General features: G+C 68.8%; 16 protein-coding genes and 1 pseudogene. 11 read left to right on the forward strand and 6 right to left on the reverse strand.

All coding sequences use genetic code 11. The features are described from left to right. Positions 1-64: 64 nt before the first annotated feature. Positions 65-2433, reverse strand: a pseudogene (locus MHW47_RS01795) (transglycosylase domain-containing protein). 788 nt (positions 2434-3221) lie between these two features. Between MHW47_RS01795 and MHW47_RS01800 the strand changes: the two are divergent. From MHW47_RS01800 to MHW47_RS01815, 4 genes are all read left to right on the forward strand, one after another. Further along, complete coding sequence (locus MHW47_RS01800) at positions 3222-3926, forward strand: PadR family transcriptional regulator (protein ID WP_239220796.1); 705 nt, start codon at positions 3222-3224, stop codon at positions 3924-3926. A 61-nt stretch (positions 3927-3987) separates the two neighbouring features. Then, the gene (locus MHW47_RS01805; protein ID WP_239220797.1) at positions 3988-5070 is read left to right on the forward strand and encodes an inositol-3-phosphate synthase; all 1083 of its coding nucleotides are present in this window, start codon (positions 3988-3990) and stop codon (positions 5068-5070) included. 114 nt (positions 5071-5184) lie between these two features. Continuing rightward, positions 5185-6453, forward strand: coding sequence for an MFS transporter (locus MHW47_RS01810; RefSeq protein WP_239220798.1), 1269 nt, complete (start codon positions 5185-5187; stop codon positions 6451-6453). Positions 6454-6496: 43 nt separating this feature from the next. After that, on the forward strand, positions 6497-7045 hold the full coding sequence (locus tag MHW47_RS01815) for a hypothetical protein (RefSeq protein WP_239220799.1): 549 nt from the start codon (positions 6497-6499) through the stop codon (positions 7043-7045). 128 nt (positions 7046-7173) lie between these two features. On the opposite strand, the gene MHW47_RS01820 is transcribed toward MHW47_RS01815, so the two are convergent. Continuing rightward, complete coding sequence (locus tag MHW47_RS01820; protein ID WP_239220800.1) at positions 7174-8616, reverse strand: CCA tRNA nucleotidyltransferase; 1443 nt, start codon at positions 8614-8616, stop codon at positions 7174-7176. 181 nt (positions 8617-8797) lie between these two features. On the opposite strand from MHW47_RS01820, the gene MHW47_RS01825 reads away from it, so the two are divergent. The 7 genes from MHW47_RS01825 (at position 8798) to trxA (ending at position 18459) form a co-directional block, all read left to right on the forward strand. After that, positions 8798-11095, forward strand: a complete 2298-nt coding sequence (locus tag MHW47_RS01825; RefSeq protein ID WP_239220801.1) for a DUF6049 family protein — start codon at positions 8798-8800, stop codon at positions 11093-11095. A 49-nt stretch (positions 11096-11144) separates the two neighbouring features. Beyond that, complete coding sequence (gene murJ / locus MHW47_RS01830) at positions 11145-13292, forward strand: murein biosynthesis integral membrane protein MurJ (protein WP_239220802.1); 2148 nt, start codon at positions 11145-11147, stop codon at positions 13290-13292. 128 nt (positions 13293-13420) lie between these two features. Beyond that, positions 13421-15121: a protein kinase family protein gene (locus tag MHW47_RS01835; RefSeq protein WP_239220803.1), complete on the forward strand. Its 1701-nt coding sequence runs from the start codon at positions 13421-13423 to the stop codon at positions 15119-15121. Positions 15122-15248: 127 nt separating this feature from the next. After that, complete coding sequence (sigM, locus tag MHW47_RS01840; RefSeq protein WP_239220804.1) at positions 15249-16010, forward strand: RNA polymerase sigma factor SigM; 762 nt, start codon at positions 15249-15251, stop codon at positions 16008-16010. Next, positions 16007-16978, forward strand: coding sequence for an anti-sigma factor (locus tag MHW47_RS01845; RefSeq protein WP_239220805.1), 972 nt, complete (start codon positions 16007-16009; stop codon positions 16976-16978). The genes sigM and MHW47_RS01845 overlap by 4 nt, the downstream gene beginning before the upstream one ends. A 132-nt stretch (positions 16979-17110) precedes the next feature. Further along, a complete protein-coding gene (trxB, locus tag MHW47_RS01850) occupies positions 17111-18076 on the forward strand; it encodes a thioredoxin-disulfide reductase (protein ID WP_239220806.1) in 966 nt (321 codons plus the stop codon). Between the two features lie 53 nt (positions 18077-18129). Next, positions 18130-18459 carry a thioredoxin gene (trxA, locus tag MHW47_RS01855; protein WP_239220807.1) on the forward strand — a complete coding sequence of 110 codons (330 nt, stop codon included), beginning with the start codon at positions 18130-18132 and terminating at the stop codon, positions 18457-18459. A 106-nt stretch (positions 18460-18565) separates the two neighbouring features. Here the strand turns inward: trxA and MHW47_RS01860 are convergent, their stop codons facing one another. The 4 genes from MHW47_RS01860 to rsmG all read right to left on the reverse strand — a co-directional run bounded on the left by MHW47_RS01860 (position 18566) and on the right by rsmG (position 22461). Continuing rightward, a complete protein-coding gene (locus MHW47_RS01860) occupies positions 18566-19183 on the reverse strand; it encodes a GNAT family N-acetyltransferase (RefSeq protein WP_239220808.1) in 618 nt (205 codons plus the stop codon). Positions 19184-19350: 167 nt separating this feature from the next. Next, positions 19351-20430, reverse strand: a complete 1080-nt coding sequence (locus tag MHW47_RS01865; protein WP_239220809.1) for a ParB/RepB/Spo0J family partition protein — start codon at positions 20428-20430, stop codon at positions 19351-19353. Then, positions 20427-21503 (reverse strand): ParA family protein, encoded by a 1077-nt coding sequence (locus tag MHW47_RS01870; RefSeq protein ID WP_275448753.1) that lies wholly within the window; start codon positions 21501-21503, stop codon positions 20427-20429. Before MHW47_RS01870 ends, MHW47_RS01865 begins: the two co-directional genes overlap by 4 nt. 241 nt (positions 21504-21744) lie before the next feature. Beyond that, entirely contained in the window at positions 21745-22461 is a 717-nt protein-coding gene (rsmG, locus tag MHW47_RS01875; protein ID WP_239220810.1) for a 16S rRNA (guanine(527)-N(7))-methyltransferase RsmG, read from the reverse strand. Between the last annotated feature and the right edge of the window lie 91 nt (positions 22462-22552).

Consider the following 22552-nt stretch of genomic DNA (forward strand, 5'->3'; position numbering starts at 1 on the left):
GCGGCCCTCACCCCTCGCCGGATTCCCCCCGCGCCGGACGCGGGGAGCCGGTGCGTGCCGGGCGCTACCCGCCCGACTCGCCCCACCAGTTGGTGTTCCCGGTGCTGTTGTTGTTCCCGTTGGTGTTTCCACCGTTGGTCGTGGTGTTCCCGCCGTCCCCGGTGGAGCCGTCCGTTCCGCCGGCGCCGTCGGTCGTACCGGTGGAGGTGCCGGTGTCCGTGTTGCCGCCGTCGTTGCCCTGGCTGACACCCGTATCCGTGTTGCCGCCGTCGTTGCCCTGGCTGGTGCCCGTGTTCGCGTTGGCGCCGTTGTTGTTCTGGCAGTTCCAGTCCCACGTACCGCAGGTGTCGCTCGGGTCCGGGGTCGGGACCTCGGGCGTGGGCGTGGGCGTGGGGGACGGCTTCTCCGTCTCGGTCTCGGTCGGGGTGGGCGTGGGGGTCGGCGAGGGCTTCTTGGAGGCGCCGCCGCCGTAGACCTTGTCGCCGATCGGCTCCGCCTCGGGGAACTTCTCGTTCTTCGCGCCCTTCATGGCCTCGGCCATGTAGTCGTGCCAGACCTGCGCGGGGAACGAGGCGCCGTGGATCTTGTCCTTGCCACCGGTGCCGTACATCGACTCGAACGCGCGGTTCGTGTTCTTGTCGTCGTCGTCCAGCCGGTACATGCTGATCGCGGTCGACAACTGGGGCGTGTAGCCCACGAACCACGCCGACAGGTTGTCGTCGGTCGTACCGGTCTTGCCGGCCACGTCGCGGCCCGGAAGGCGGGCGGGCGTACCCGTGCCCTTCTCCACGACGTTCTTGAGGACGTCCGTGACGTTGTCGGCGATGGCGCGGTCGAAGGCGCTCTTGGTGACCACCTTGTGGCGGTAGACCGGCGCCCCGCGCTTCTTCACCTCGGTGACGGAGAACGGCTCGCGCTGCTGGCCGCGGGCCGCGAAGGTGGCGTACGCACCGGCCATGCTCGTCGTGCTGGGCGAGGACGTACCGATGGAGAACGACGGCACACCGGCGTCCGCCATGTACTTGTTGTCCTTCAGGCCGGCCGAGATGGCCGCCGCCTTCACCTTGTCCGTACCGACGTCCATGCCGAGCTGCACGAACGGGGAGTTGGCGGACCACTGCATGGCCTCACGCAGGGTGATGTTGCCGTACGACTCGTGGTCGTCGTTGGTCTGGAGCCACTCCTTGCCGTCCTCGTCGGTCCAGATGTCGCCGTTGTACTTCTTGATCTTCAGCTTGTCGTCGCCGTTGTAGATGCTGAGCGGCGAGACCTTCGTGCGCTGCGACTCGTTCTGGTCCGGACCGCCGGACGGATCGCGCTTGCCGTACTCCATGGCGGCGGCGAGCACGAACGGCTTGAAGGTGGAGCCGACCGCGGCACCGGTCGGACCGGCGTTGCTGGTGAAGTGCTTGGTCGCGTCCGCACCACCGTAGATCGCCCTGATCGCCCCGGTCTTCGGGTCGACCGACGAACCGCCGAACTGCACGTGGGTGTCCTTCTCAGGACGCTTCTTCGGGTCGATGTTCTCGTCGTAGACCCGCTTGACGGCCTTGCTGAGCTGGTTGACCTTCTTCTTGTCGAAGGTCGTGTGGATCTCGTAGCCGCCCTGGTCGAGCATGTCCTTGGTGATCTTGGTGTTGTTGATCACCTCGGCATTGGCCATGTTGACGAGGTAGCCGATCTGACCGCCGAGCTGAGCGTTGCGCTTCGGCTTGTCGGGCATCGGGAACTTCGTGTACTTGTCCCGGTCCTCCTGCGTCATCCGGCCGTCCTTCACCTCCTCGTCGAGAATCCACTTCCAGCGCTTCGTCGCGCGGGCGAGGTTCTTCTCCGCGGTGGCCTGCACCGGGTCGATCTCCGGCGCGCCGGCCGGGTCGTAGTAGGTGGCGCCCTTGAGAAGGCTGGCCAGGAAGGCGCACTCGCTCGGGTCGAGGTCCTTGGCGTCCTTGCCGTAATACGTACGGGCCGCGGCCTGAAGACCGGACGCCCCCGTCCGTAGTAGGAGACGTTGAGGTACCCGGCCATGACCTCGGACTTCTTCATCTCGCTGCCGACCTTGAGCGTGATGAAGAGTTCCTCGAACTTGCGGGTCAGGGTCTGCTCCTGCGACAGCCGCGAGTTCTTGACGTACTGCTGGGTGATCGTCGAACCACCCTGGGTCTGACCGCCCTTGGCCATGTTGAACATGGCGCGGGCGATGCCCATGGGGTCGATGCCGTGGTCGGACTCGAAGGACTTGTTCTCCGCGGAGATGACGGCGTTGCGCATCGCCTCGGGAATCTGCGCGTAGTCGATGACCTGGCGGTTGACCTCACCGCCGGTGGCCACCATCTGGGTGCCGTCGCTCCAGTAGTAGACGTTGTTCTCCGCCTTCGCGGCGTCCTGGATGTCCGGCTTGGCGACCATCGCGTACGCGAGCCCCGCCAGGCCCATCAGCAGACCCAGGAAGCCGATGCACAGACTGGAGACCAGCTTCCAGGACGGAATCCAGCGCCGCAGACCGTTCCGGCCGGCGCGCGGGTAGTCGATGAAGCGCTTCTTGGCCGGCCGCCCCGGCCGCCGCGCCCCTCCGCCCCGCCGTCCCCGCCACCTCGACGCCGGCCACCACCGCCGCCGTCGGAGCCTCCGCGGCCCGCACCGCCTCGCTGGGCCGCCCGTCTGGCCGCGGCGCGACCGGCGTACGGGGCCTCCTCACCGTGTGAGGCGGACGGTGAGTCAGAAGTTACTCCGCGTGACGGTGCCGCGCGGCGTCCGGAGGACTGCTGGGCGGCTCGTCGGGCCGCGGCACGTCCGCCACCTTGCGGTTGCGACGTCTTGCGACGGTGCTCGCTCATCGAACGACTACTCCTCGGGCAGGCGAGAGCGCCTGGAAGCGGCAGGTGAGATCCGGTCCCCCGAACGACGGACCGGCCCGGCGACAGGCCCGCCCGCCATGCATCCGGCTGCTCCGCGAGCACGGACGTGTGCGCGTGTCTCACGGTTCCCGGTGGTCTGCATGCCGCACAGACTACGCACGGTCAAAACCCTTCTAGGACCGAACTTCACCCCAAATAACGCAAGTCGGTTCCTACGAATTGGCGATGTGACGCCGCTCACTGAGGCTCCCCTTGTCGGCACGAGCAACGCGATCTATCGTGCTGATGTATCGGGCCGATACATCAGACCGGTACATCGATTCGGCACCAGGGACCGCGGCGGCACAGGAAGAAGGAGGGGCGAGGTTGAGCAGACGCTCCGGCATCCTCGAGTTCGCCGTCCTCGGACTGCTCCGCGAATCCCCGATGCACGGCTATGAGCTGCGCAAACGCCTCAACACCTCGTTGGGCATCTTCCGTGCCTTCAGTTACGGAACCCTCTACCCCTGCCTCAAGACGCTGGTCGCCAACGGCTGGTTGATCGAGGAGCCGGGGACCGCTCCGACGGATTCGGCGTCCGGCTCCGGCCGGGGCGTCGCTCCTGCCTCGTCCCTCGCGGGACGCCGCGCCAAGATCGTCTACCGATTGACGGCGGAAGGTAAGGAGCACTTCGAGGAGCTGCTCTCGCACACCGGCCCCGACTCCTGGGAGGACGAGCACTTCGCTGCTCGCTTCGCCTTCTTCGGACAGACGGAGCGGGAGGTGCGGATGCGGGTGCTGGAAGGCCGTCGCAGCCGGCTGGAGGAGCGCCTGGAGAAGATGAGCGCCTCTCTGGCCCGCACCCGCGAGCGTCTCGACGACTACACACTTGAGCTGCAGCGACACGGCATGGAGTCCGTGGAGCGCGAAGTGCGCTGGCTGAACGAGCTCATCGAGAGCGAGCGGTCGGGACGGGATCAGCGACGATCCTCGCCCGAGAGCTCAGCTCAGCAGAACACCGCAGGAGAGCCGGACGGCCTGCCCCGGCGGGGAGACAACCCGTCGGATCCGTCCGGCGACACCGCCAAGTGAGCTCATCGCAGACCGCGGCGAGCTCATCAGAAACATCCATTACACACAGGGAGCAACCGGAATGGGTTCGGTTCGCGTAGCCATCGTCGGCGTGGGCAACTGCGCCGCCTCGCTGGTCCAGGGCGTCGAGTACTACAAGGACGCCGATCCGGCCGGCAAGGTGCCCGGTCTGATGCACGTCCAGTTCGGCGACTACCACGTGCGGGACGTCGAGTTCGTCGCCGCCTTCGACGTCGACGCGAAGAAGGTCGGCCTGGACCTCTCGGACGCCATCGGCGCGAGCGAGAACAACACCATCAAGCTCTGCGACGTGCCGAGCACCGGTGTCACCGTCCAGCGCGGCCACACCCACGACGGCCTGGGCAAGTACTACCGCCAGACCATCGAGGAGTCGGCCGAGGCGCCGGTCGACGTCGTCCAGATCCTCAAGGACCGCAAGGTCGACGTCCTCGTCTGCTACCTCCCGGTGGGCTCCGAGGTCGCCGCGAAGTTCTACGCCCAGTGCGCCATCGACGCCAAGGTCGCGTTCGTCAACGCCCTCCCGGTCTTCATCGCCGGCACCAAGGAGTGGGCGGACAAGTTCACCGAGGCCGGTGTCCCGATCGTCGGCGACGACATCAAGTCGCAGGTCGGCGCCACCATCACGCACCGCGTGATGGCGAAGCTCTTCGAGGACCGGGGCGTCGTCCTGGACCGCACGATGCAGCTGAACGTCGGCGGCAACATGGACTTCAAGAACATGCTCGAGCGCGAGCGCCTGGAGTCCAAGAAGATCTCGAAGACGCAGGCCGTCACCTCGCAGATCCGTGACCGCGAGCTCGGTGAGGACAACGTCCACATCGGCCCGTCGGACTACGTGGCCTGGCTGGACGACCGCAAGTGGGCGTACGTGCGCCTCGAGGGCCGCGCCTTCGGTGACGTCCCGCTGAACCTCGAGTACAAGCTCGAGGTGTGGGACTCCCCGAACTCGGCCGGTGTCATCATCGACGCCCTCCGCGCCGCGAAGATCGCCAAGGACCGCGGCATCGGTGGCCCCATCCTCTCGGCCTCCTCGTACTTCATGAAGTCCCCGCCGGTGCAGTACTTCGACGACGAGGCCCGCGAGAACGTCGAGAAGTTCATCCGCGGTGAGGTCTCCCACTGACTCACCTGAGTCAGCCGAGCGGTGGACGGGCGGCAACGCCTCTCGACTGCCGCGCCGTTGAGGGCCCCCGGGCAATGCGCCCGGGGGCCCTCGCCGTGTGTGACCCTTGCTTCCATGCCCGTCGTGCGTGACCTGCGCATACTCCTGCGCCTACGCGACTTCCGCCGCCTTCTGGCCGTGCGGGTCCTGTCCCAGTCGGCCGACGGCGTCTACCAGGTGGCCCTCGCCGCCCATGTGGTCTTCGCGCCGGAGAAGCAGACGTCCGCCGCGGCCATCGCCTCCGCGATGGCCGTGCTCCTGCTGCCCTACTCGCTCATCGGCCCGTTCGCGGGCGTCCTGCTGGACCGCTGGCCCCGGCGCAAGGTCTTCGTGTACGGCAACCTGCTCCGCGCCGCCCTCGCCTGCTGCACCGCGCTCCTGCTCGCCGGAGCGGCCCCCCTGTGGCTCTTCTACGCCTCCGCGCTGTGCGTCACCGCGGTGAACCGCTTCGTCCTCGCCGGGCTCTCGGCCGTGCTGCCGCGCGTCGTCCCCCGGGACCACCTGGTGCTCGCCAACTCCCTGTCGCCGACCGCGGGCACCCTCGCCGCCACGGCGGGCGGCGGGCTGGCCTTCGTCGTCCGGGTGGTCCTGGCGGACTCCGACACCGCCGTGGTGCTGCTGGGGGCCGTGCTCTACCTCGCCTCGGCACTGGCGGCGCTGAGTCTGGCGGCGGGACTGCTCGGGCCGGATCGCGACGCGGCCCCGGTGCCGCTGCGCGCCGCGCTCACCACCGCGGCCGGCGGGCTCCTGGACGGACTGCGGCATGTGGCGGAGCACCGGAGCGCCTCGCGGGTGCTGGCAGCGATGACGGTGATCCGCTTCTGCTTCGGGGCGCTGACCGTCATGGTGCTGATGCTCTGCCGGTACGCCTGGACGGACAGCGACGACGACGGGCTCGCCCTGCTCGGAGCGGCGGTGGTGGTGTCCGGCGCCGGCTTCTTCGCCGCGGCCGTGCTGACCCCCTGGGCAGCGGCGCGGCTCGGGAGGCTCCGCTGGATGATCGTGTGCGCGGCGGCGGCCGCGGTGCTCGTACCGGCCCTGGGGCTGTGGTTCGCGCCGGTGCCGATGCTGGTGGCCGCGTTCGTGCTCGGTCTGGTCACCCAGGGAGCGAAGATCGCCACGGACACCGTGGTGCAGACGGCCGTGGACGACGACTACCGGGGCAGGGCCTTCTCGTTCTACGACGTGCTGTTCAACGTGGCCTTCGTCGCCGCCGCAGCAGCGGCCGCGCTGATGCTGCCTCCTGACGGCAGGTCGGCGGCTCTGCTGGGCGGAGTGTCAGTCCTCTACGCAAGCTCTGCCCTGTACCTCGCGCATTGGAGTCGGGGCCGCGCTGTCCTATAGCGTGCCCGCGTCAAGCAGGACACACATTCACGGGGGCATCCAGATGACTTACCCGCCACAGCAGGGCAACGGCCCATACGGCCAGCAGCCGGCCCAGCCCTACCCGCCTCAGCAGGGCGGCTACGGCTTCCCGCCGCAACAGCCGCAGCAGGGGTGGGGCGCTCCTCAGCAGCCGTACCCCCCGCACCAGGGCCAGCAACCGCAGGGCTGGGGCGCTCCCCAGGGGCCCACGCAGCCGTCCGGTGGCAAGAAGGCGTTCCTCGCCACACGGAACATCATCATCATCGTCGTGGGCATCGTCGTTCTCCTCGGCCTCAAGTTCGGCTGGTCCGAGATATTCGAGTCCGACGCCAAGGCCGCCGCGGTGGGCGACTGCCTGGAGAACAAGGGCACCAACTTCAACCCGGACATGCAGTCCGCCGACTGCGGCTCGTCCGCCGCGGAGTACCGGGTCGAGGAGGTCCACGACAACACGACGGACACGGCTCTGTGCGACGCGGAGAAGTACGTCGCCTACACCGAAAGCTCGGGCCGCAGGAAGAGCCGGAGCAGCGTCGTGCTCTGCCTGACGCCGCTCAAGACAGCCGACTGAGCATCCAGCTCACGCAGCACCGCGCCGAGGGCGTTGTTTCACGTGAAACGACGCCCTCGGCTTACGCCGGAGGCGCTCATGTTTCACGTGAAACATGAGCGCCTCCGCCGTCCGGGAGCGGCAGGACCTCAGTCCTGCGCAGCCCACCACTTCTTCAGTTCCTCAACCGCCTGGTCATGCTCCAGCGGCCCGTTCTCCAGCCGCAGCTCCAGCAGGAACGCGTATGCCTTGCCGATGACCGGGCCCGGACCCACACCCAGAATCTGCATGATCTCGTTGCCGTTCAGGTCCGGCCGGATGGCGTCCAGCTCCTCCTGACTCTTCAGCTGGGCAATGCGCTCCTCCAGCCCGTCATAGGTGCGGGAAAGGGCGGCGGCCTTGCGCTTGTTCCTGGTGGTGCAGTCCGACCGGGTCAGCTTGTGCAGCCGCTCCAGGAGGGGCCCCGCGTCCCTTACATAACGGCGCACTGCGGAGTCGGTCCACTCGCCGTCTCCGTAACCGTGGAAGCGCAGATGCAGCTCCACCAGCTTCGAGACATCCTTGACCATCTCGTTGGAGTACTTGAGCGCCGTCATGCGCTTCTTGGTCATCTTGGCCCCCACCACCTCGTGGTGGTGGAAGGAGACCCGGCCGTCCTTCTCGAACCGTCGCGTCCTCGGCTTGCCGATGTCGTGCAGCAGGGCGGCCAGGCGCAGGACGAGGTCGGGCCCATCCTCCTCCAGGTCGATCGCCTGCTCCAGGACCGTCAGGGAATGCTCGTACACGTCCTTGTGCCGGTGGTGCTCGTCGCTCTCCAGGCGAAGCGCGGGCAGTTCGGGCAGCACCTGCTGGGCGAGCCCGGTATCCACAAGGAGGGCCAGGCCCTTCCGGGGGTGCAAGGAGAGCAGCAGCTTGTTCAGCTCCTCGCGCACCCGCTCGGCGGAGACGATCTCGATCCGGCTGGCCATCTCGGTCATGGCGGTGACGACCTCGGGAGCGACCTCGAAGTCGAGCTGCGCGGCGAACCGTGCCGCACGGAGCATGCGCAGCGGGTCGTCGGAGAAGGACTCCTCGGGGGTACCGGGAGTGCGCAGCACTCGCTCGGCAAGGTCCTCCAGGCCCCCGTGGGGGTCGATGAAGTCCTTCTCGGGCAGGGCGACGGCCATGGCGTTGACCGTGAAGTCGCGGCGCACGAGGTCGTCCTCGATGGAGTCGCCGTAGGACACCTCGGGCTTGCGCGAAGTGCGGTCGTACGCCTCCGACCGGTACGTGGTGACCTCGATCTGGTAGCCGTCCTTCTGGGCCCCCACGGTGCCGAAGGCGATGCCGACCTCCCACACGGAGTCGGCCCATGGCCTGACGATCTTCAGCACGTCCTCGGGGCGGGCGTCGGTCGTGAAGTCCAGGTCGTTCCCCAGCCGGCCGAGAAGTGCGTCCCGGACCGATCCGCCGACCAGTGCGAGACTGAACCCGGCATCCTGGAATCGGCGGGCGAGGTCGTCGGCGACCGGGGCGACCCGCAGCAGTTCACTGACTGCGCGGTGCTGCACCTGGCTCAGGGCGCTGGAGTTGTCTGCGTTGGCGTTCGGCACAACAGAAAAGGGTACGTGCCCCGGCCGGTCCGGGCGTCACGCATTTCCCCCGCCCTGCAAGACTCTCCCGATCATGCGGCAGACTCCCCGGCACTTGGTCCCCGCGCACCTCGTTACCATGCGGGGACGCAGCAACGGACGATGCTCGACAGCAGCTGACGAAGACGAGGGACGGGTACGCGTGGCCGAGGCGGCACACATCCAGGGGTCGCATCCCTCTCCTGCCCGCCGGTGGCTGCGGCGCACGGCGGCCGCGCTCGCCGGGGCTCCGCTCGTCGCCGCCCTGCTGACCGGGGCCGTCGCGCCGCAGGCCCGTGCGGACGCGGTGAGCAAGGCTCCGACGGGCTCCAGCACGGTGGCGATCGCGCTGGACGAGGTGACCCCCAGTGCCCCTGAGAAGGGGGACACGCTGCGGATCTCCGGCACCCTGACCAACAAGGGCAAGGAGACGGTCACCGACGCCCAGGTGGACCTGCGGGTCGGCCCCCGGCTCTACAGCAGGACGGCTATCGACACGGCCGACCGCCGCACGGGGTACCTGCCCGGCACGGACCCGTATCCCATCGGCGGCAAGTACACGGTCGAGATCGACAAGCTGCGTTCGGGCATCAGCCAGGACTTCACGCTCTCGGTGCCCGTCAGCAAGCTGGGCCTCGGGGACGACGGCGTGTACCAGCTCGGCGTCTCGCTGACCGGCCGTACCTCGCGCGCCGTGTACGACCAGGTACTCGGCATCCAGCGGACCTTCCTGCCGTGGCAGGACGGGGAGAGCGACTCCAGAGTCGGCCTCAGCTTTCTGTGGCCCCTGATCGCCTCCTCGCACCTCACGGCGGAGACCGGCTCGGACGAGCAGCAGATTCCGGTGTTCGCCGACGACGACCTCGCCGCCGAGATCGCACCGGGCGGCCGTCTGGAACAGATGGTCTCGCTGGGCAGGCAGCTGCCCGTCACCTGGGTCATCGATCCCGACCTCCTGGCAAGCGTCGACGCGATGACCAAGCCCTACCGGGTGAGGTCCGGCGACACCACCGTCGCCGGGACCAACCAGAAGGTGGCCAAGAACTGGCTCACCTCGCTGGAGGCGGCCGTCTCCGAGAACAAGGTCGTGGCCCTGCCCTTCGGCGATCCGGACCTGGCCTCGATCGCCCACCGGGGCAAGAACGTCTCCGGCACCCTCAGCCATCTGCAGAACGCCAGCGAGGTCGCCTCGATGACGGTGGAGACGATCCTCCACCTGAAGCCCTCGACCGACTTCGCATGGCCGGTGGACGGCGCGGTGGACCCGTCGATCGTGGACGTCGCCACCTCGGCCGGCGCCCATCACGTGATCGCCCGCAGCGACAGCCTCCAGGAGACCGGGAACCTCGCGTACACCCCCTCCGCCGCCCGCCCCATCGGCGGTGGCACCACGGCGGTGGTCGCCGACGCGCGGCTCTCCACGGCCTTCCAGGGCGACATGGGCAACGCGGGGAACTCCACACTCGCCGTACAGAAGTTCCTGTCCCTGACCCTCGCCCTGACCGAGCAGGATACGGACCAGGAGCGCTCCGTCGTCGTCGCCCCCCAGCGCATGCCGACGATCGCCCAAGCGCAGTCGATGGCCCGCGCCCTCCACGTACTGAACGACGACCGCTGGACCCGGGCCCAGGATCTGACCCGCGCGGCCACGACCGAACCGGACCCCGAGGCCACCACCAAGGTGCCACCCGCCTCCCGGTACCCCAAGAAGCTGCGCCGCCAGGAGCTGCTCACCCAGGCGTTCCAGGACATCAAGTCCATCCAGTCCTCGCTCAACAACTTCCAGGTCATCCTCACCCTCCCCGAGCGCGTGGTGACGCCCTTCGGGAACGCCGTCAACCGGTCCATGTCCACCACATGGCGGGGCAAGCCGCTGAAGGCCCAGCGGTACCGGGACTCGGTGCGCACCTATCTGCAAGGGCTCGTCGGAGAGGTGCAGCTCGTCCCGAAGTCGGACATCACCCTGTCCGGACGCAGCGCCACCATCCCGGTGACCGTCCAGAACAGGCTGCTCCAGGACGTGGACAACCTGGTGCTGCGGCTCAAGTCGGACAACGCGACCCGGCTCAAACTGAACGACGGCGGCAGCATCGCGGAGCAGCCCATCCGGATCGGCGCCGGGCACAGCCAGTCGGTGAAGTTCGACGCGGCGGCCAACATCAACGGCCAGGTCCAGATGACCGCGCAGCTCTACACGAAGGACGGCACCCCCTACGGTGAGGAGATGGCCTTCACCGTGAAGGTCTCCGAGATCACCCCGACGGTGCTCCTGGTGATCGCCGGCGGGCTGCTGCTGCTGGTCCTCGCGGGCATCAGGATGTACGCACACCGCAAGCGCACCACCACGGGCGGCGCGACGGGCGACGGCGGCGGTGAACCCGAGCAGCCGAGTGACCCGGCACCGGACACCGGTCCCGAAAACACGGAGCCGTCCGGCACGGGTGAGAAAGTGGACCGTTGAGCGATGTCTGTCGTGGCCGGTCGGCCGGGGACGATGAGGTGGGGTTTCGATGAACGCGCCGTACGACGGTGACCGCGGTCAGGGTACGGGCGGGGCCGGCTACTCCGGCGGCCCTCCGGTGCCCCCTGGGCCGGAGCAGCAGCCGCCGCCGGACCCGTATCTGCAGTCGGCGTACGACTACGACCCCTACCGGGCGCAGGACCTCTCCGCCCAGGACCCGGTGAACGAGGCGCTGTACGACCGCGCCGCGCACCCGCCGCCGCCCCCCGGCACCTACCAGCAGCCGCAGCCGCTCTACCAGCAGCCGCCGGCCGCCCCGTACGCCCCCGACCCCCGGATCTGGGCGCAGACCCCGCCGCCCGAGCCCTCCGGACCCTCCCGACACCTCCCGTACGGCGACAACGCCGCGACGACCCAGTTCGTCGGTGTGGACGATCTCGTCACCCAGGCCTCCGCCGACCGCGACGAGCCCGACGCCTTCGCCCACCTCTTCCGGGACCAGGAGGGCCCCGCCGCCGTTCCGGCGCCCGCCCCGCCCGAGCCCGCCCCCGCGCCGCCCAAGTCCGGCGGGCGCGCCTCCGGGCTGCTGAAGTCCAGCGCGGTCATGGCGGCCGGCACGCTCGTCTCGCGCCTCACCGGCTTCGTCCGCAGCCTCGTGATCACCGCGGCACTCGGCGCCGCGATGCTCGGTGACAGCTTCACCATCCCCTACACGCTTCCCACGATGATCTACATCCTCACCGTGGGCGGCGGCCTCAACTCCGTCTTCGTCCCGCAGCTCGTCCGCTCCATGAAGGAGGACAAGGACGGCGGCGAGGCGTACGCCAACCGGCTGCTGACCCTGGTGATGGTCGCTCTCGGCCTCATCGTCGCCGTGGCCGTCTTCGCGGCCCCCTGGCTCATCCGGCTGATGTCCTCGACGATCGCGGACGAACCGGCGGCCAACAGCGTCGCCGTCACCTTCGCCCGCTACTGCCTGCCCACCATCTTCTTCATGGGTGTGCACGTCGTGATGGGCCAGATCCTCAACGCTCGCGGCAAGTTCGGCGCGATGATGTGGACCCCGGTCCTGAACAACATCGTCATGATCTTCACCTTCGGCCTGTTCATCTGGGTCTACGGCACCTCCCACGAGTCCCAGATGGGTGTGGACACGATCCCGCCGGACGGTGTGCGGCTCCTGGGCGTCGGCACCCTGCTCGGCCTGGTCGTCCAGGCCCTGGCCATGATCCCGTACCTCCGCGAGGCCGGGTTCCGCTTCCGCCCCCGCTTCGACTGGAAGGGCCACGGGCTCGGCAAGACGGTCAAGCTGGCCAAGTGGACGGTCCTGTTCGTCTTCGCCAACCAGGCCGGTGTGCTGGTCGTCACCCAGCTCGCGACCTCGGCCGGCAAGGCATCGGGCACGGACGGAGCGGGCTTCCTCGCCTACTCCAACGCCCAGCTGATCTGGGGCATGCCGCAGGCGATCATCACCGTGTCGGTCATGGCCGCCCTGCTGCCCCGGATCTCCCGCGCCGCGCACGACAACGATCCCGGTGCCGTCCGCGACGACATCTCGCAGGGGCTGCGCAACTCCGCGGTGGCCATCGTGCCGGTCGCCTTCGCGTTCCTCGCCCTGGGCGTTCCGATGTGCACCCTGCTCTACGCCTCCACCGGCCCCGAGGCCGCCCGCTCCATGGGCTTCATCCTGATGGCCTTCGGCCTCGGCCTGATCCCGTACTCCGTGCAGTACGTGGTGCTGCGCGGGTTCTACGCGTACGAGGACACGCGCACCCCCTTCTACAACACCGTCATCGTCGCCCTGGTCAACGCGGCGGCCTCGGCCCTCTGCTACGTCGTCCTGCCCGCCCGGTGGGCCGTGGTCGGCATGGCGGCCTCCTACGGCCTGGCGTACGCCGTGGGCGTCGGGATCGCCTGGCGCCGGCTGCGCAACCGCCTCGGCGGTGACCTGGACGGTGCGCACGTCGTCCGTACCTACGCCCGACTGTGCCTCGCCGCGCTGCCCGCCACCGTCGTGGCCGGGGCGGCAGGCTTCGGGCTGCTGAACGTCCTGGGCGACGGCGCGCTCGGCTCCCTCGTGGCGCTGGTCTGCGGCGGTGCCCTGCTCCTGGGAGTGTTCTTCGTCGCCGCCAAGAGGCTGCGCATCGAGGAGATCAACGGCATGGTCGGCATGGTCAGGGGGCGGCTCGGCCGCTGATGACGGCCGGACCGCACAACCATCGCCGGTCTCCGCGTGTCGTGCATAGCGCCGGAGTGTGGGCACAATTGGCGTGACTGTGCAGAGCTGGGTGGCATCGCGCAACGGATGGGGAGGCAGGAACGACGGTGGCGGAACGTAGCACGGCTGCCGTCGACGTGGCCGCAGACAGCGGGGACGAGCCGCTGACCGCCAAGGCGGACGAGGCCACGACCGACGGGACGGCAGAAGCGCAGGACTCGGCGGGCACGGACTCCTCGGAGAAGAACGGCGGGCAGACCGCTTCCGAGGCGTATCCGGCCGCCCCGGATCTGCACAGCGGACACAGACTGGCCCGCCGCTACCGGCTGGAGGAGTGCGTCACCCGGCTGGACGGCTTCAGCAGCTGGCGGGCCGTGGACGAGAAGCTGCGCCGCGCGGTCGGCGTCCACCTCCTCACCGCGGACCACCCCAGGGCACGTGCCGTCCTGGCCGCCGCCCGGTCCGCCGCCCTGCTGGGCGACCCGCGCTTCGTCCAGGTCCTCGACGCCGTCGAGGAGGACGACCTCGTCTATGTCGTCCACGAATGGCTTCCCGACGCCACCGAGCTGACGGCGCTGCTCGGCGCCGGTCCGATGGACGCCCATGACGCCTACCAGCTCGTCAGCCAGGTCTCCCAGGCCATGGCCGCCGCCCATCGCGAGGGCCTGGCCCACCTCCGGCTGACGCCGGGCGCGGTGCTGCGCAGTTCGTCCGGCCAGTACCGCATCCGGGGCCTCGCGGTGAACGCCGCCCTGCGGGGGATCACCTCCGACGGCCCCCAGCGCGCCGACACGGAGGCCATCGGCGCCCTGCTGTACGCCGCGCTGACCCAGCGCTGGCCGTACGAGAGCGACGCCTACGGGCTCACCGGGCTGCCCAAGGGCATGGGCCTGCTCCCGCCCGACCAGGTGCGGGCGGGAGTGCACCGGGGGCTCTCCGAGATCGCCATGCGGGCCCTCGCCAACGACGGGGCCACCGCGTCGCGCCAGGAACAGCCCTGCACGACCCCGGACGAGCTGGCCAAGGCCGTGGCGGCCATGCCCCGCATCCGGCCGCCCGAGCCCGTCTTCACCGCCCCGCCCGAGTACCAGCGGACCACCTACCAGCAGGGAACGTACGGCAGGCCGGCCGGGCCCGGCGCCGGAGTGACCCAGCCCGTCGTCCCGGTGCCTCCCGCACCCCTGCAGAGCCGCACCGGAAGGGCCCTGAAGTGGGCTGTCTCCGCTCTGCTGATCGCCGCTCTGGGCCTGGGCAGCTGGCAGCTCGCCGAAACGCTCATCGACCGGAACAACAACTCGGGCAGCGACCCCGGCACCACCCAGACCAATCCGCGGAACAACGACGCCCCGCCGGTCGAGAAGAGCAAGCCTGTCCCGATCGTCGGCGCCCAGGACTACGACCCGCTCGGCGCCGACGGCAGTGAGAAGCCCCAGAGCATAGGAAATGTCTACGACGACGACCCCAGTTCGTACTGGAATACGGACGGCTATTACTCCGCCGACTTCGGCAGGCTGAAGGAAGGCGTCGGGGTCGTCCTCGATCTCGGCAAGACACAGCGGGTCGGCACGGTGGACGTGTCCTTCCTCGGCGGCCCCACGTCGGTCGAGTTGCGGACCACCGACGGTGCCACGGTGCCGAGCATGCCCAACGGCTTCGAGAAGGCCGCGCAGGGATCGGGCACCCAGGTGTCGCTCAAGCCGGCCAAGCCCGTAGAGGCTCGGTACCTGCTCATCTGGCTCACCCAGCTCCCGCCGACCAACGAGGGGAACTTCCGCGGGAAGATCTCGGACATCAAGGTCACCAGCTGACGTCCACGCGCACAAAACAATCGGATTCCCCGCGCCCGCAGAATAGTGGAATCCCCCTTTACGCAATTTCCACCATGCGGTCATCCTCGCCGTTTACTTTCCGGCGGGGATCGGTTTGAATGCACGGATGGCGACAGCTGAGGGGGGAGACCGCAAGCCTTACGCCGTCGACGCTGACGCCGACGCGACGAGCGATGCGGACCTCCTCGCCCATCACGTCGCCGGTGACCCCGAAGCCTTCGGCGAACTCGCGCGTCGCCACCGCGACCGGCTCTGGGCCGTGGCGCTGCGCACACTGGGCGACCGGGAAGAGGCCGCCGACGCCGTCCAGGACGCCCTGGTGTCCGCCTTTCGCGCCGCCCACACCTTCCGCGGCCAGTCCGCCGTCACGACGTGGCTGCACCGCATCACGGTCAACGCCTGCCTGGACCGGGTCCGCAAGGCCGCCTCGCGGAAGACCTCGCCGGTCGACGACCCGGAGCGGCTGGACCAGCTCCTGGAGCCCCACGAGTCGGCGGAGGCACCGGCAGAGCGCCACGCTCTCCACCGCGAACTCCTGGCGGCTCTGGCCACGCTCACCGCCGAGCAGCGCGCAGCCCTCGTCCTGGTGGACATGCAGGGGTACCCCGTGGCGGAGGCCGCCCAGATCCTCGACGTGCCCGTGGGCACCGTGAAGAGTCGGTGCGCCAGAGGCCGCGCCCGCCTGGCCCCACTGCTGACTCATCTCCGCAGCGACGGAGGTGACCGGCAGCCGGCCGCCGGACCGGAAGGGAACCGGACCCGCAGACCATCCGTCCCACCGGCAGCCGGACCACGGGACTCAGTCCGGCCACGAGACACGGACACCAGCGGTCCCACAGCGATGAAGGGCGGAGGTGGACACCGATGACATCAACAGCCGACACGACCCAGCACCCGGACGTCACGGAGATCTCCGACCTGACCGAGGGGTTGCTCTCCGAGCCCCGCGCCGCAGAAGTGCGCAACCACATCGCTCTCTGCGATCTCTGCGGTGACGTTCTCGCCTCGCTGGAGGAAATCAGCGAGCTGCTCGGCGAGCTGCCCGCCCCGGAGCCCATGCCTGCGGAATTCGCCGAACGCCTTGATGCCGCCTTGGCCGCCGAGGCGCTGACCCGGCTCACGGAAGCGCCCCAGACCGCCGATGTTTCACGTGAAACCAAGCAGCAGCCGATAGCACCGGTCCCGTCGGTCCGGCCGGAGCCGACGAACCGCCCCACCGGACACGCCCGTGCGGCTACCGGTCCAGGGCGCCGGGCCGGTCGGCACCGGCGTCGCACCGCCGTTCTCGTCGGTGCGTTCGGAGCCGCTGCTCTGGCTGGCATGGGCGTCTTCCTGCTCCAGAACACACCTGTCGCGCAGAGCAGCAGCGACGCCCCTGCATTCAGCCGGGGCGCGGCCGCAGGAAGCGACGCCACGACGTTCACCCAGTCCTCCCTCAGGGACCAGGTGCACGCTCTGCTGGAATCTCATGACGCCCCGCCCTCCACCCAGAGCACCGGCGGCAAGGAGCAGGCCCCGTCCGTCGGGTCCAAGTCCTCCCCCCGGTCCGAGCCCCCGTCGCAGACCGCCCCTTCTGACTCCACGGCCTCCGACTCCCCACTCCGCGCTGCCTCCGTGCAGGTGCCGGAGTGCGTGGCGAAGGGCATCGGACAGGACGCCCCCGCCCTCGCCATCGAGAAGGGCACCTACGAGGGCCTCGACGCGTTCCTCGTCGTCCTGCCCCACCCCACGGACCCGGCCAGTGTCCAGGCCTACGTGGTGGATGCCGCCTGCGTCGGCGCCGAGCCCTCCATCAAGGGAAAGCTGCTGCTGACGCACCCCTACTCCCGCCCCTGACAGCGCACCGCAGCCGCCTCGGCACATCGGGGAATGCATCCCCCATAAAATCCGTTGGGTGGGGTGAGAGTCGTTGAACCGGCCCCAGTAGGCGTGGACAGTAGGCAGTCTGCAGAGACGAGGAAGAAACCCGTGAGCGACGTGCGTAATGTGATCATCATTGGCTCGGGCCCGGCCGGCTATACGGCCGCCCTTTACACCGCGCGCGCCTCTCTGAAGCCGCTGGTCTTCGAGGGAGCCGTCACCGCCGGTGGCGCCCTCATGAACACCACCGACGTAGAGAACTTCCCCGGTTTCCAGGACGGGATCATGGGCCCGGAGCTCATGGACAACATGCGCGCCCAGGCCGAGCGCTTCGGCGCCGAGCTGGTCCCCGACGATGTGGTCTCCGTCGACCTCACCGGTGACATCAAGACCGTCACCGACACCGCGGGCACGGTTCACCGCGCGAAGGCCGTCATCGTGACCACCGGTTCGCAGCACCGCAAGCTCGGCCTGCCCAACGAGGACGCTCTCTCCGGACGCGGCGTCTCCTGGTGCGCGACCTGCGACGGCTTCTTCTTCAAGGACCAGGACATCGCCGTGGTGGGCGGTGGCGACACCGCGATGGAGGAAGCGACCTTCCTCTCGCGCTTCGCCAAGTCGGTCACCATCATCCACCGCCGTGACACCCTGCGCGCCTCCAAGACCATGCAGGAACGCGCCTTCGCCGACCCGAAGATCAAGTTCGCCTGGGACAGCGAGGTCGCAGGCATCAACGGCGAGCAGAAGCTGGCCGGGGTGACCCTGCGCAACACCAAGACCGGTGAGACGTCCGAGCTGGCCGTGACCGGCCTGTTCATCGCCGTCGGTCACGACCCGCGCACCGAACTGTTCAAGGGCCAGCTCGACCTGGACGACGAGGGCTACCTCAAGGTCGCCGCTCCCTCGACGCGCACCAACGTGACCGGGGTCTTCGGCGCCGGTGACGTCGTCGACCACACCTACCGCCAGGCGATCACCGCAGCCGGCACTGGCTGCTCCGCCGCACTCGACGCCGAGCGCTTCCTCGCCGCGCTCGCCGACGACGAGAAGGCCGCTTCCGCAGCCGCTGTCTGACCCACGCCTCATCCACATCCCCACCCACACCCCGCGAAGTTAAGGAGGACGCCGTGGCCGGCGCCCTGAAGAACGTGACCGACGACACCTTCGAGCAGGATGTCCTCAAGAGCGACAAGCCGGTTCTGGTGGACTTCTGGGCTGCCTGGTGCGGCCCGTGCCGTCAGATCGCCCCCTCGCTGGAGGCCATCGCCGCAGAGCACGGCGAGATCGAGGTCGTGAAGCTCAACATCGACGAGAACCCGGCCACCGCTGCCAAGTACGGCGTCATGTCCATCCCGACGCTGAACGTCTACCAGGGCGGCGAGGTCGCCAAGACCATCGTGGGTGCGAAGCCGAAGGCCGCGATCCTTCGCGAGCTCTCGGGCTTCATCGCCGAGTAAGGCAGCCCCGCGTCTGCTGTTTCACGTGAAACGGGCCCGTCCGTCAGGACGGGCCCGTTTCACTTTCCCCGGGGCGATCGCTCGCGCCGTGCTGGTGGACAACCCCTCACAACGGCCGCAGCGCGGGCTCCTTCTGCACCGCGCCGAGGAGTCGGTCCAGGGCCATCTCGACATCCTCCTTCCAGGAGAGCGTCGTGCGCAGTTCCAACCGCAGCCGAGGGTGGACCGGGTGCGGCCGTACGGTCTTGAACCCCACCGCCAGCAAGTGGTCCGCAGGAAGTACGCAGGCCGGTTCCTTCCATCGGGCGTCACCGAAGGCTTCGATCGCCTTGAATCCCCGGCGGATCAGATCCTTGGCCACGGTCTGCACCATGACCCGTCCCAGCCCTTGCCCCCGGTACCCCGGCATGATCAACGCCGTCATCAGCTGTACGGCGTCGGAGGAGACCGGACTCGTCGGAAAGGCGGTGGCTCGCGGGACGTAGGCGGGCGGGGCGTAGAGCACAAAGCCGGCCGGTACGTCGTCGACATACAGCACACGGCCGCAGGAGCCCCATTCCAGAAGGACTCCGGAGATCCATGCTTCCTTCTCCCGGTCGGCCGTTCCGTTCTTGACGGCGGCCTCACCGCTGACCGGGTCGAGCTCCCAGAACACGCAGGAGCGACAGCGCCGGGGGAGGTCGGGAAGGTTGTCCAGCGTGAGCGGTACGAGCCGACGCCCCATGAAGGCTGTTCCTCACTTCTCTCGCCCACCGCGTCGTGGGCGGAAATGACCTGCCACAACGCATCGTAACGACCCCTCGATCAAGCCGACACCGCGATACAGCAAAGGGCGGGCTGTATTCCGTGAACCGGAAACAGCCCGCCCTCAGCGTCAGAGCCCAGGTGAGATCAGCCTTCGTCGTCCGCGGTCGCGTCCTCGGACTGAGCACGGTCCAGTACCCGGCCCTCGCCCGGCGCGAGACTGCCGAGGATGCGGTCCAGATCCTCCATCGAGGCGAACTCGACGACGATCTTTCCCTTCTTCTGCCCCAGATCGACCTTCACGCGCGTCTCGAAGCGATCGGAGAGCCGGGACGCCAGGTCGGAAAGCGCCGGAGAAACCCGGGCGCCCGCCCGAGGACCCTTGGCCTTCTTGGTGCTCGTGGGCCCGGAACCCATGAGCGTCACGATCTCCTCGACGGCACGTACCGAAAGCCCCTCGGCCACGATGCGATGGGCCAGCTTGTCCTGCTCCTCGGAGTCGTCCACCGAGAGCAGGGCCCGCGCGTGGCCCGCCGACAGCACGCCGGCGGCCACCCTGCGCTGGACCGGCGCCGACAACCGCAGCAGCCGCAGCGTGTTGGACACCTGGGGCCTGGACCTCCCGATCCGGTCGGCCAGCTGGTCATGCGTGCACTTGAAGTCCTTGAGCAGCTGGTCGTACGCAGCCGCTTCCTCCAGCGGGTTCAGCTGAGCCCGGTGCAGGTTCTCCAGGAGGGCGTCAAGGAGAAGCTTCTCGTCGTCGGTGGCCCGAACGATGGCAGGGATACGCTCCAGGCCCGCCTCTCGGCAGGCCCTCCAACGCCGCTCGCCCATGATGAGCTCAAAGCGGTCTGTCCCGGTCTTCCGCACCACGACCGGCTGGAGCAGACCCACCTCCTTGATGGAGGTAACCAGTTCCGCCAGCGCGTCCTCGTCGAAGACCTCACGCGGCTGACGCGGGTTGGGCGTGATGGAGTCGAGCGGTACCTCGGCGAAGTACGCACCGGCCACGTCGCCCTCGACGCGTGCGTCGGACACCGGCGCGCTCGGCTCCGGCACCACCGGATTGGCACCCAGCGTGGTCACCTTGGCGGCGGCCACCCCGCGTTCCGTGGTGAGAACGGGCGAACCGGTTCCGGCACCGTTGGACGGCAGCTGCTTCTCCTGCGGAGCAGCAGGGATCAGGGCACCGAGCCCTCGCCCCAACCCTCGACGACGCTCACTCACTGGATCCCCTCCGAATTGCTCTGCTGACTGATCGAACCGCCCGTGTGGGCGTGCTGGCCCTCGTACTGCACCCCGACCCCTCGCAGCGCGATCTCGCGAGCCGCCTCAAGGTACGACAGCGAGCCGCTGGAACCGGGGTCGTAGGTGAGCACGGTCTGCCCGTAGCTCGGCGCCTCGGAGATACGGACCGACCGGGGAATGCTGGTCCGCAGCACCTCCTTGCCGAAGTGGCTGCGCACCTCCTCCGCCACCTGCGACGCCAGCCTGGTACGGCCGTCGTACATGGTGAGGAGGATGGTCGACACATGCAGGTCGGGGTTGAGGTGGCCTCGTACCAGCTCGACGTTGCGCAGGAGCTGGCCCAGCCCCTCCAGCGCGTAGTACTCGCACTGGATGGGGATCAGCACCTCTGCGCCGGCCACCAGCGCGTTGACCGTCAGCAGACCCAGCGAGGGCGGGCAGTCAATCAGGATGTAGTCCAGCGGCTGCTCATACGCCTGGATGGCGCGCTGAAGTCGACTCTCCCGCGCCACCAGCGACACCAGCTCGATCTCCGCACCGGCGAGATCGATGGTGGCCGGGGCGCAGAAGAGGCCTTCGACGTCCTTTACGGGCTGAACCACATCGGAGAGCGGCTTGCTCTCCACCAGGACGTCATAGATCGAGGGAACTTCGGCGTGATGGTCGATGCCCAGAGCCGTGGAGGCGTTGCCCTGCGGGTCGAGGTCCACCACCAGGACACGGGCACCGTGCAATGCCAGTGACGCAGCAAGGTTGACCGTGGAGGTGGTCTTACCCACCCCGCCCTTCTGGTTGGCCACAACCATGACGCGCGTCTGCTCGGGCCTCGGCAGCCCTTCGCCGGCACGGCCGAGGGCTTCCACCGCCAGCTGGGCCGCGCGACCGATGGGTGTGTCGTCCATCGGCGGCGGTGTTTCACGTGAAACACCGTCTCCCGCCGATTCGGTTCGGGGACCGGGGACCGGATCGGTCATCGGCCCCGCGATGTTGGCGTCGGACCGCAAGGATTCACTCTCCTCGACTTCAGGCTCGCAATGAGCAGAGCCTGTCATGGTTTCGGGGTCGTGAACCAGCGAGGCCCGCTCTTCTGTGGATGAAACCACTTCTGTGGACAACTCCGTAGCCCTAACGGGTCTGCGATGGGGAGGGGCGGCTGCCTCATGACCGCGACCGATGATTCCATGCAGCAGAGAACGACGTTTCACGTGAAACACGATGCCTCCGCAGCGTAGCCACGGAGTCACGACACTCCGCGTGGGGCCCCCGTACGCTCCACGCCAGGGGTTACCGCCCTCAGCGGCGGCGCCGTGTCCGGCTGCTTCGGGCAGCCTTGGCCCGCTTCGCGGCGAACCTCACACCCCCTGGGCTCTCCCCGACCACCACACGAACCACCGTGGACATCGGATCGACCACTCCTTCACCGACGTGGAGCACCTCGGTCTCGACCACACCCAGCTTGCTGAGTGCGGCGCGGGCACCGTTGATCTCCTCCTCCGCCGTGTCGCCCTTGAGCGCGAGCATCTCGCCGTAGGGCCGCAGCAGCGGCACACCCCAGCCGGCCAGTCGGTCCAGCGGTGCGACCGCACGCGCGGTGACCACATGGACGGGCTGCAGGGAGCCGAGGACCTCCTCGGCCCGGCCGCGGACGACCGTCACATGGTCGAGTCCCAGCAGCTCGACGACCTCCTGGAGGAAGTTCGTCCGGCGCAGCAGCGGTTCCAGCAGGGTGATCTTCAGGTCCCGGCGCACCAGGGCCAGGGGGATACCCGGAAGCCCTGCGCCCGAGCCGACGTCGCAGACCGTAACCCCTTCGGGGACGACCTCGGAGAGCACAGCACAGTTCAGGAGATGCCTCTCCCACAGGCGCGGGACCTCACGCGGACCGATCAGACCGCGTGTGACTCCCGCGTCCGCCAGCAGTTCCGCGTACCGGACAGCTTCGGGAAAGTACTCACCGAATACTCTCCGGGCCTCTTCCGGCGCCTCGGGAAGCGCTACTTCCTCCGTCACGGGGGACCGTCCTTCCATACCGCACTACCGCACCATGGGTGGCTGTCTATCAGGCTGACAAAGATCGGCCCCGTCTGCGAACAGACGGGGC

This window comes from Streptomyces sp. OfavH-34-F, from assembly GCF_022347745.1.
GTDB lineage: Bacteria > Actinomycetota > Actinomycetes > Streptomycetales > Streptomycetaceae > Streptomyces.

What these genes read in the sequence shown, in the direction of transcription:
- sigM (WP_239220804.1), top strand. Translation starts at nt 15,249, where the DNA reads ATGGCGACAGCTGAGGGGGGAGACCGCAAGCCTTACGCCGTCGACGCT.
- murJ (WP_239220802.1), top strand. Translation starts at nt 11,145, where the DNA reads ATGAACGCGCCGTACGACGGTGACCGCGGTCAGGGTACGGGCGGGGCC.
- MHW47_RS01810 (WP_239220798.1), top strand. Translation starts at nt 5,185, where the DNA reads ATGCCCGTCGTGCGTGACCTGCGCATACTCCTGCGCCTACGCGACTTC.
- MHW47_RS01860 (WP_239220808.1), bottom strand. Translation starts at nt 19,183, where the DNA reads ATGGGGCGTCGGCTCGTACCGCTCACGCTGGACAACCTTCCCGACCTC.
- MHW47_RS01870 (WP_275448753.1), bottom strand. Translation starts at nt 21,503, where the DNA reads ATGACAGGCTCTGCTCATTGCGAGCCTGAAGTCGAGGAGAGTGAATCC.
- MHW47_RS01815 (WP_239220799.1), top strand. Translation starts at nt 6,497, where the DNA reads ATGACTTACCCGCCACAGCAGGGCAACGGCCCATACGGCCAGCAGCCG.
- MHW47_RS01845 (WP_239220805.1), top strand. Translation starts at nt 16,007, where the DNA reads ATGACATCAACAGCCGACACGACCCAGCACCCGGACGTCACGGAGATC.
- MHW47_RS01805 (WP_239220797.1), top strand. Translation starts at nt 3,988, where the DNA reads ATGGGTTCGGTTCGCGTAGCCATCGTCGGCGTGGGCAACTGCGCCGCC.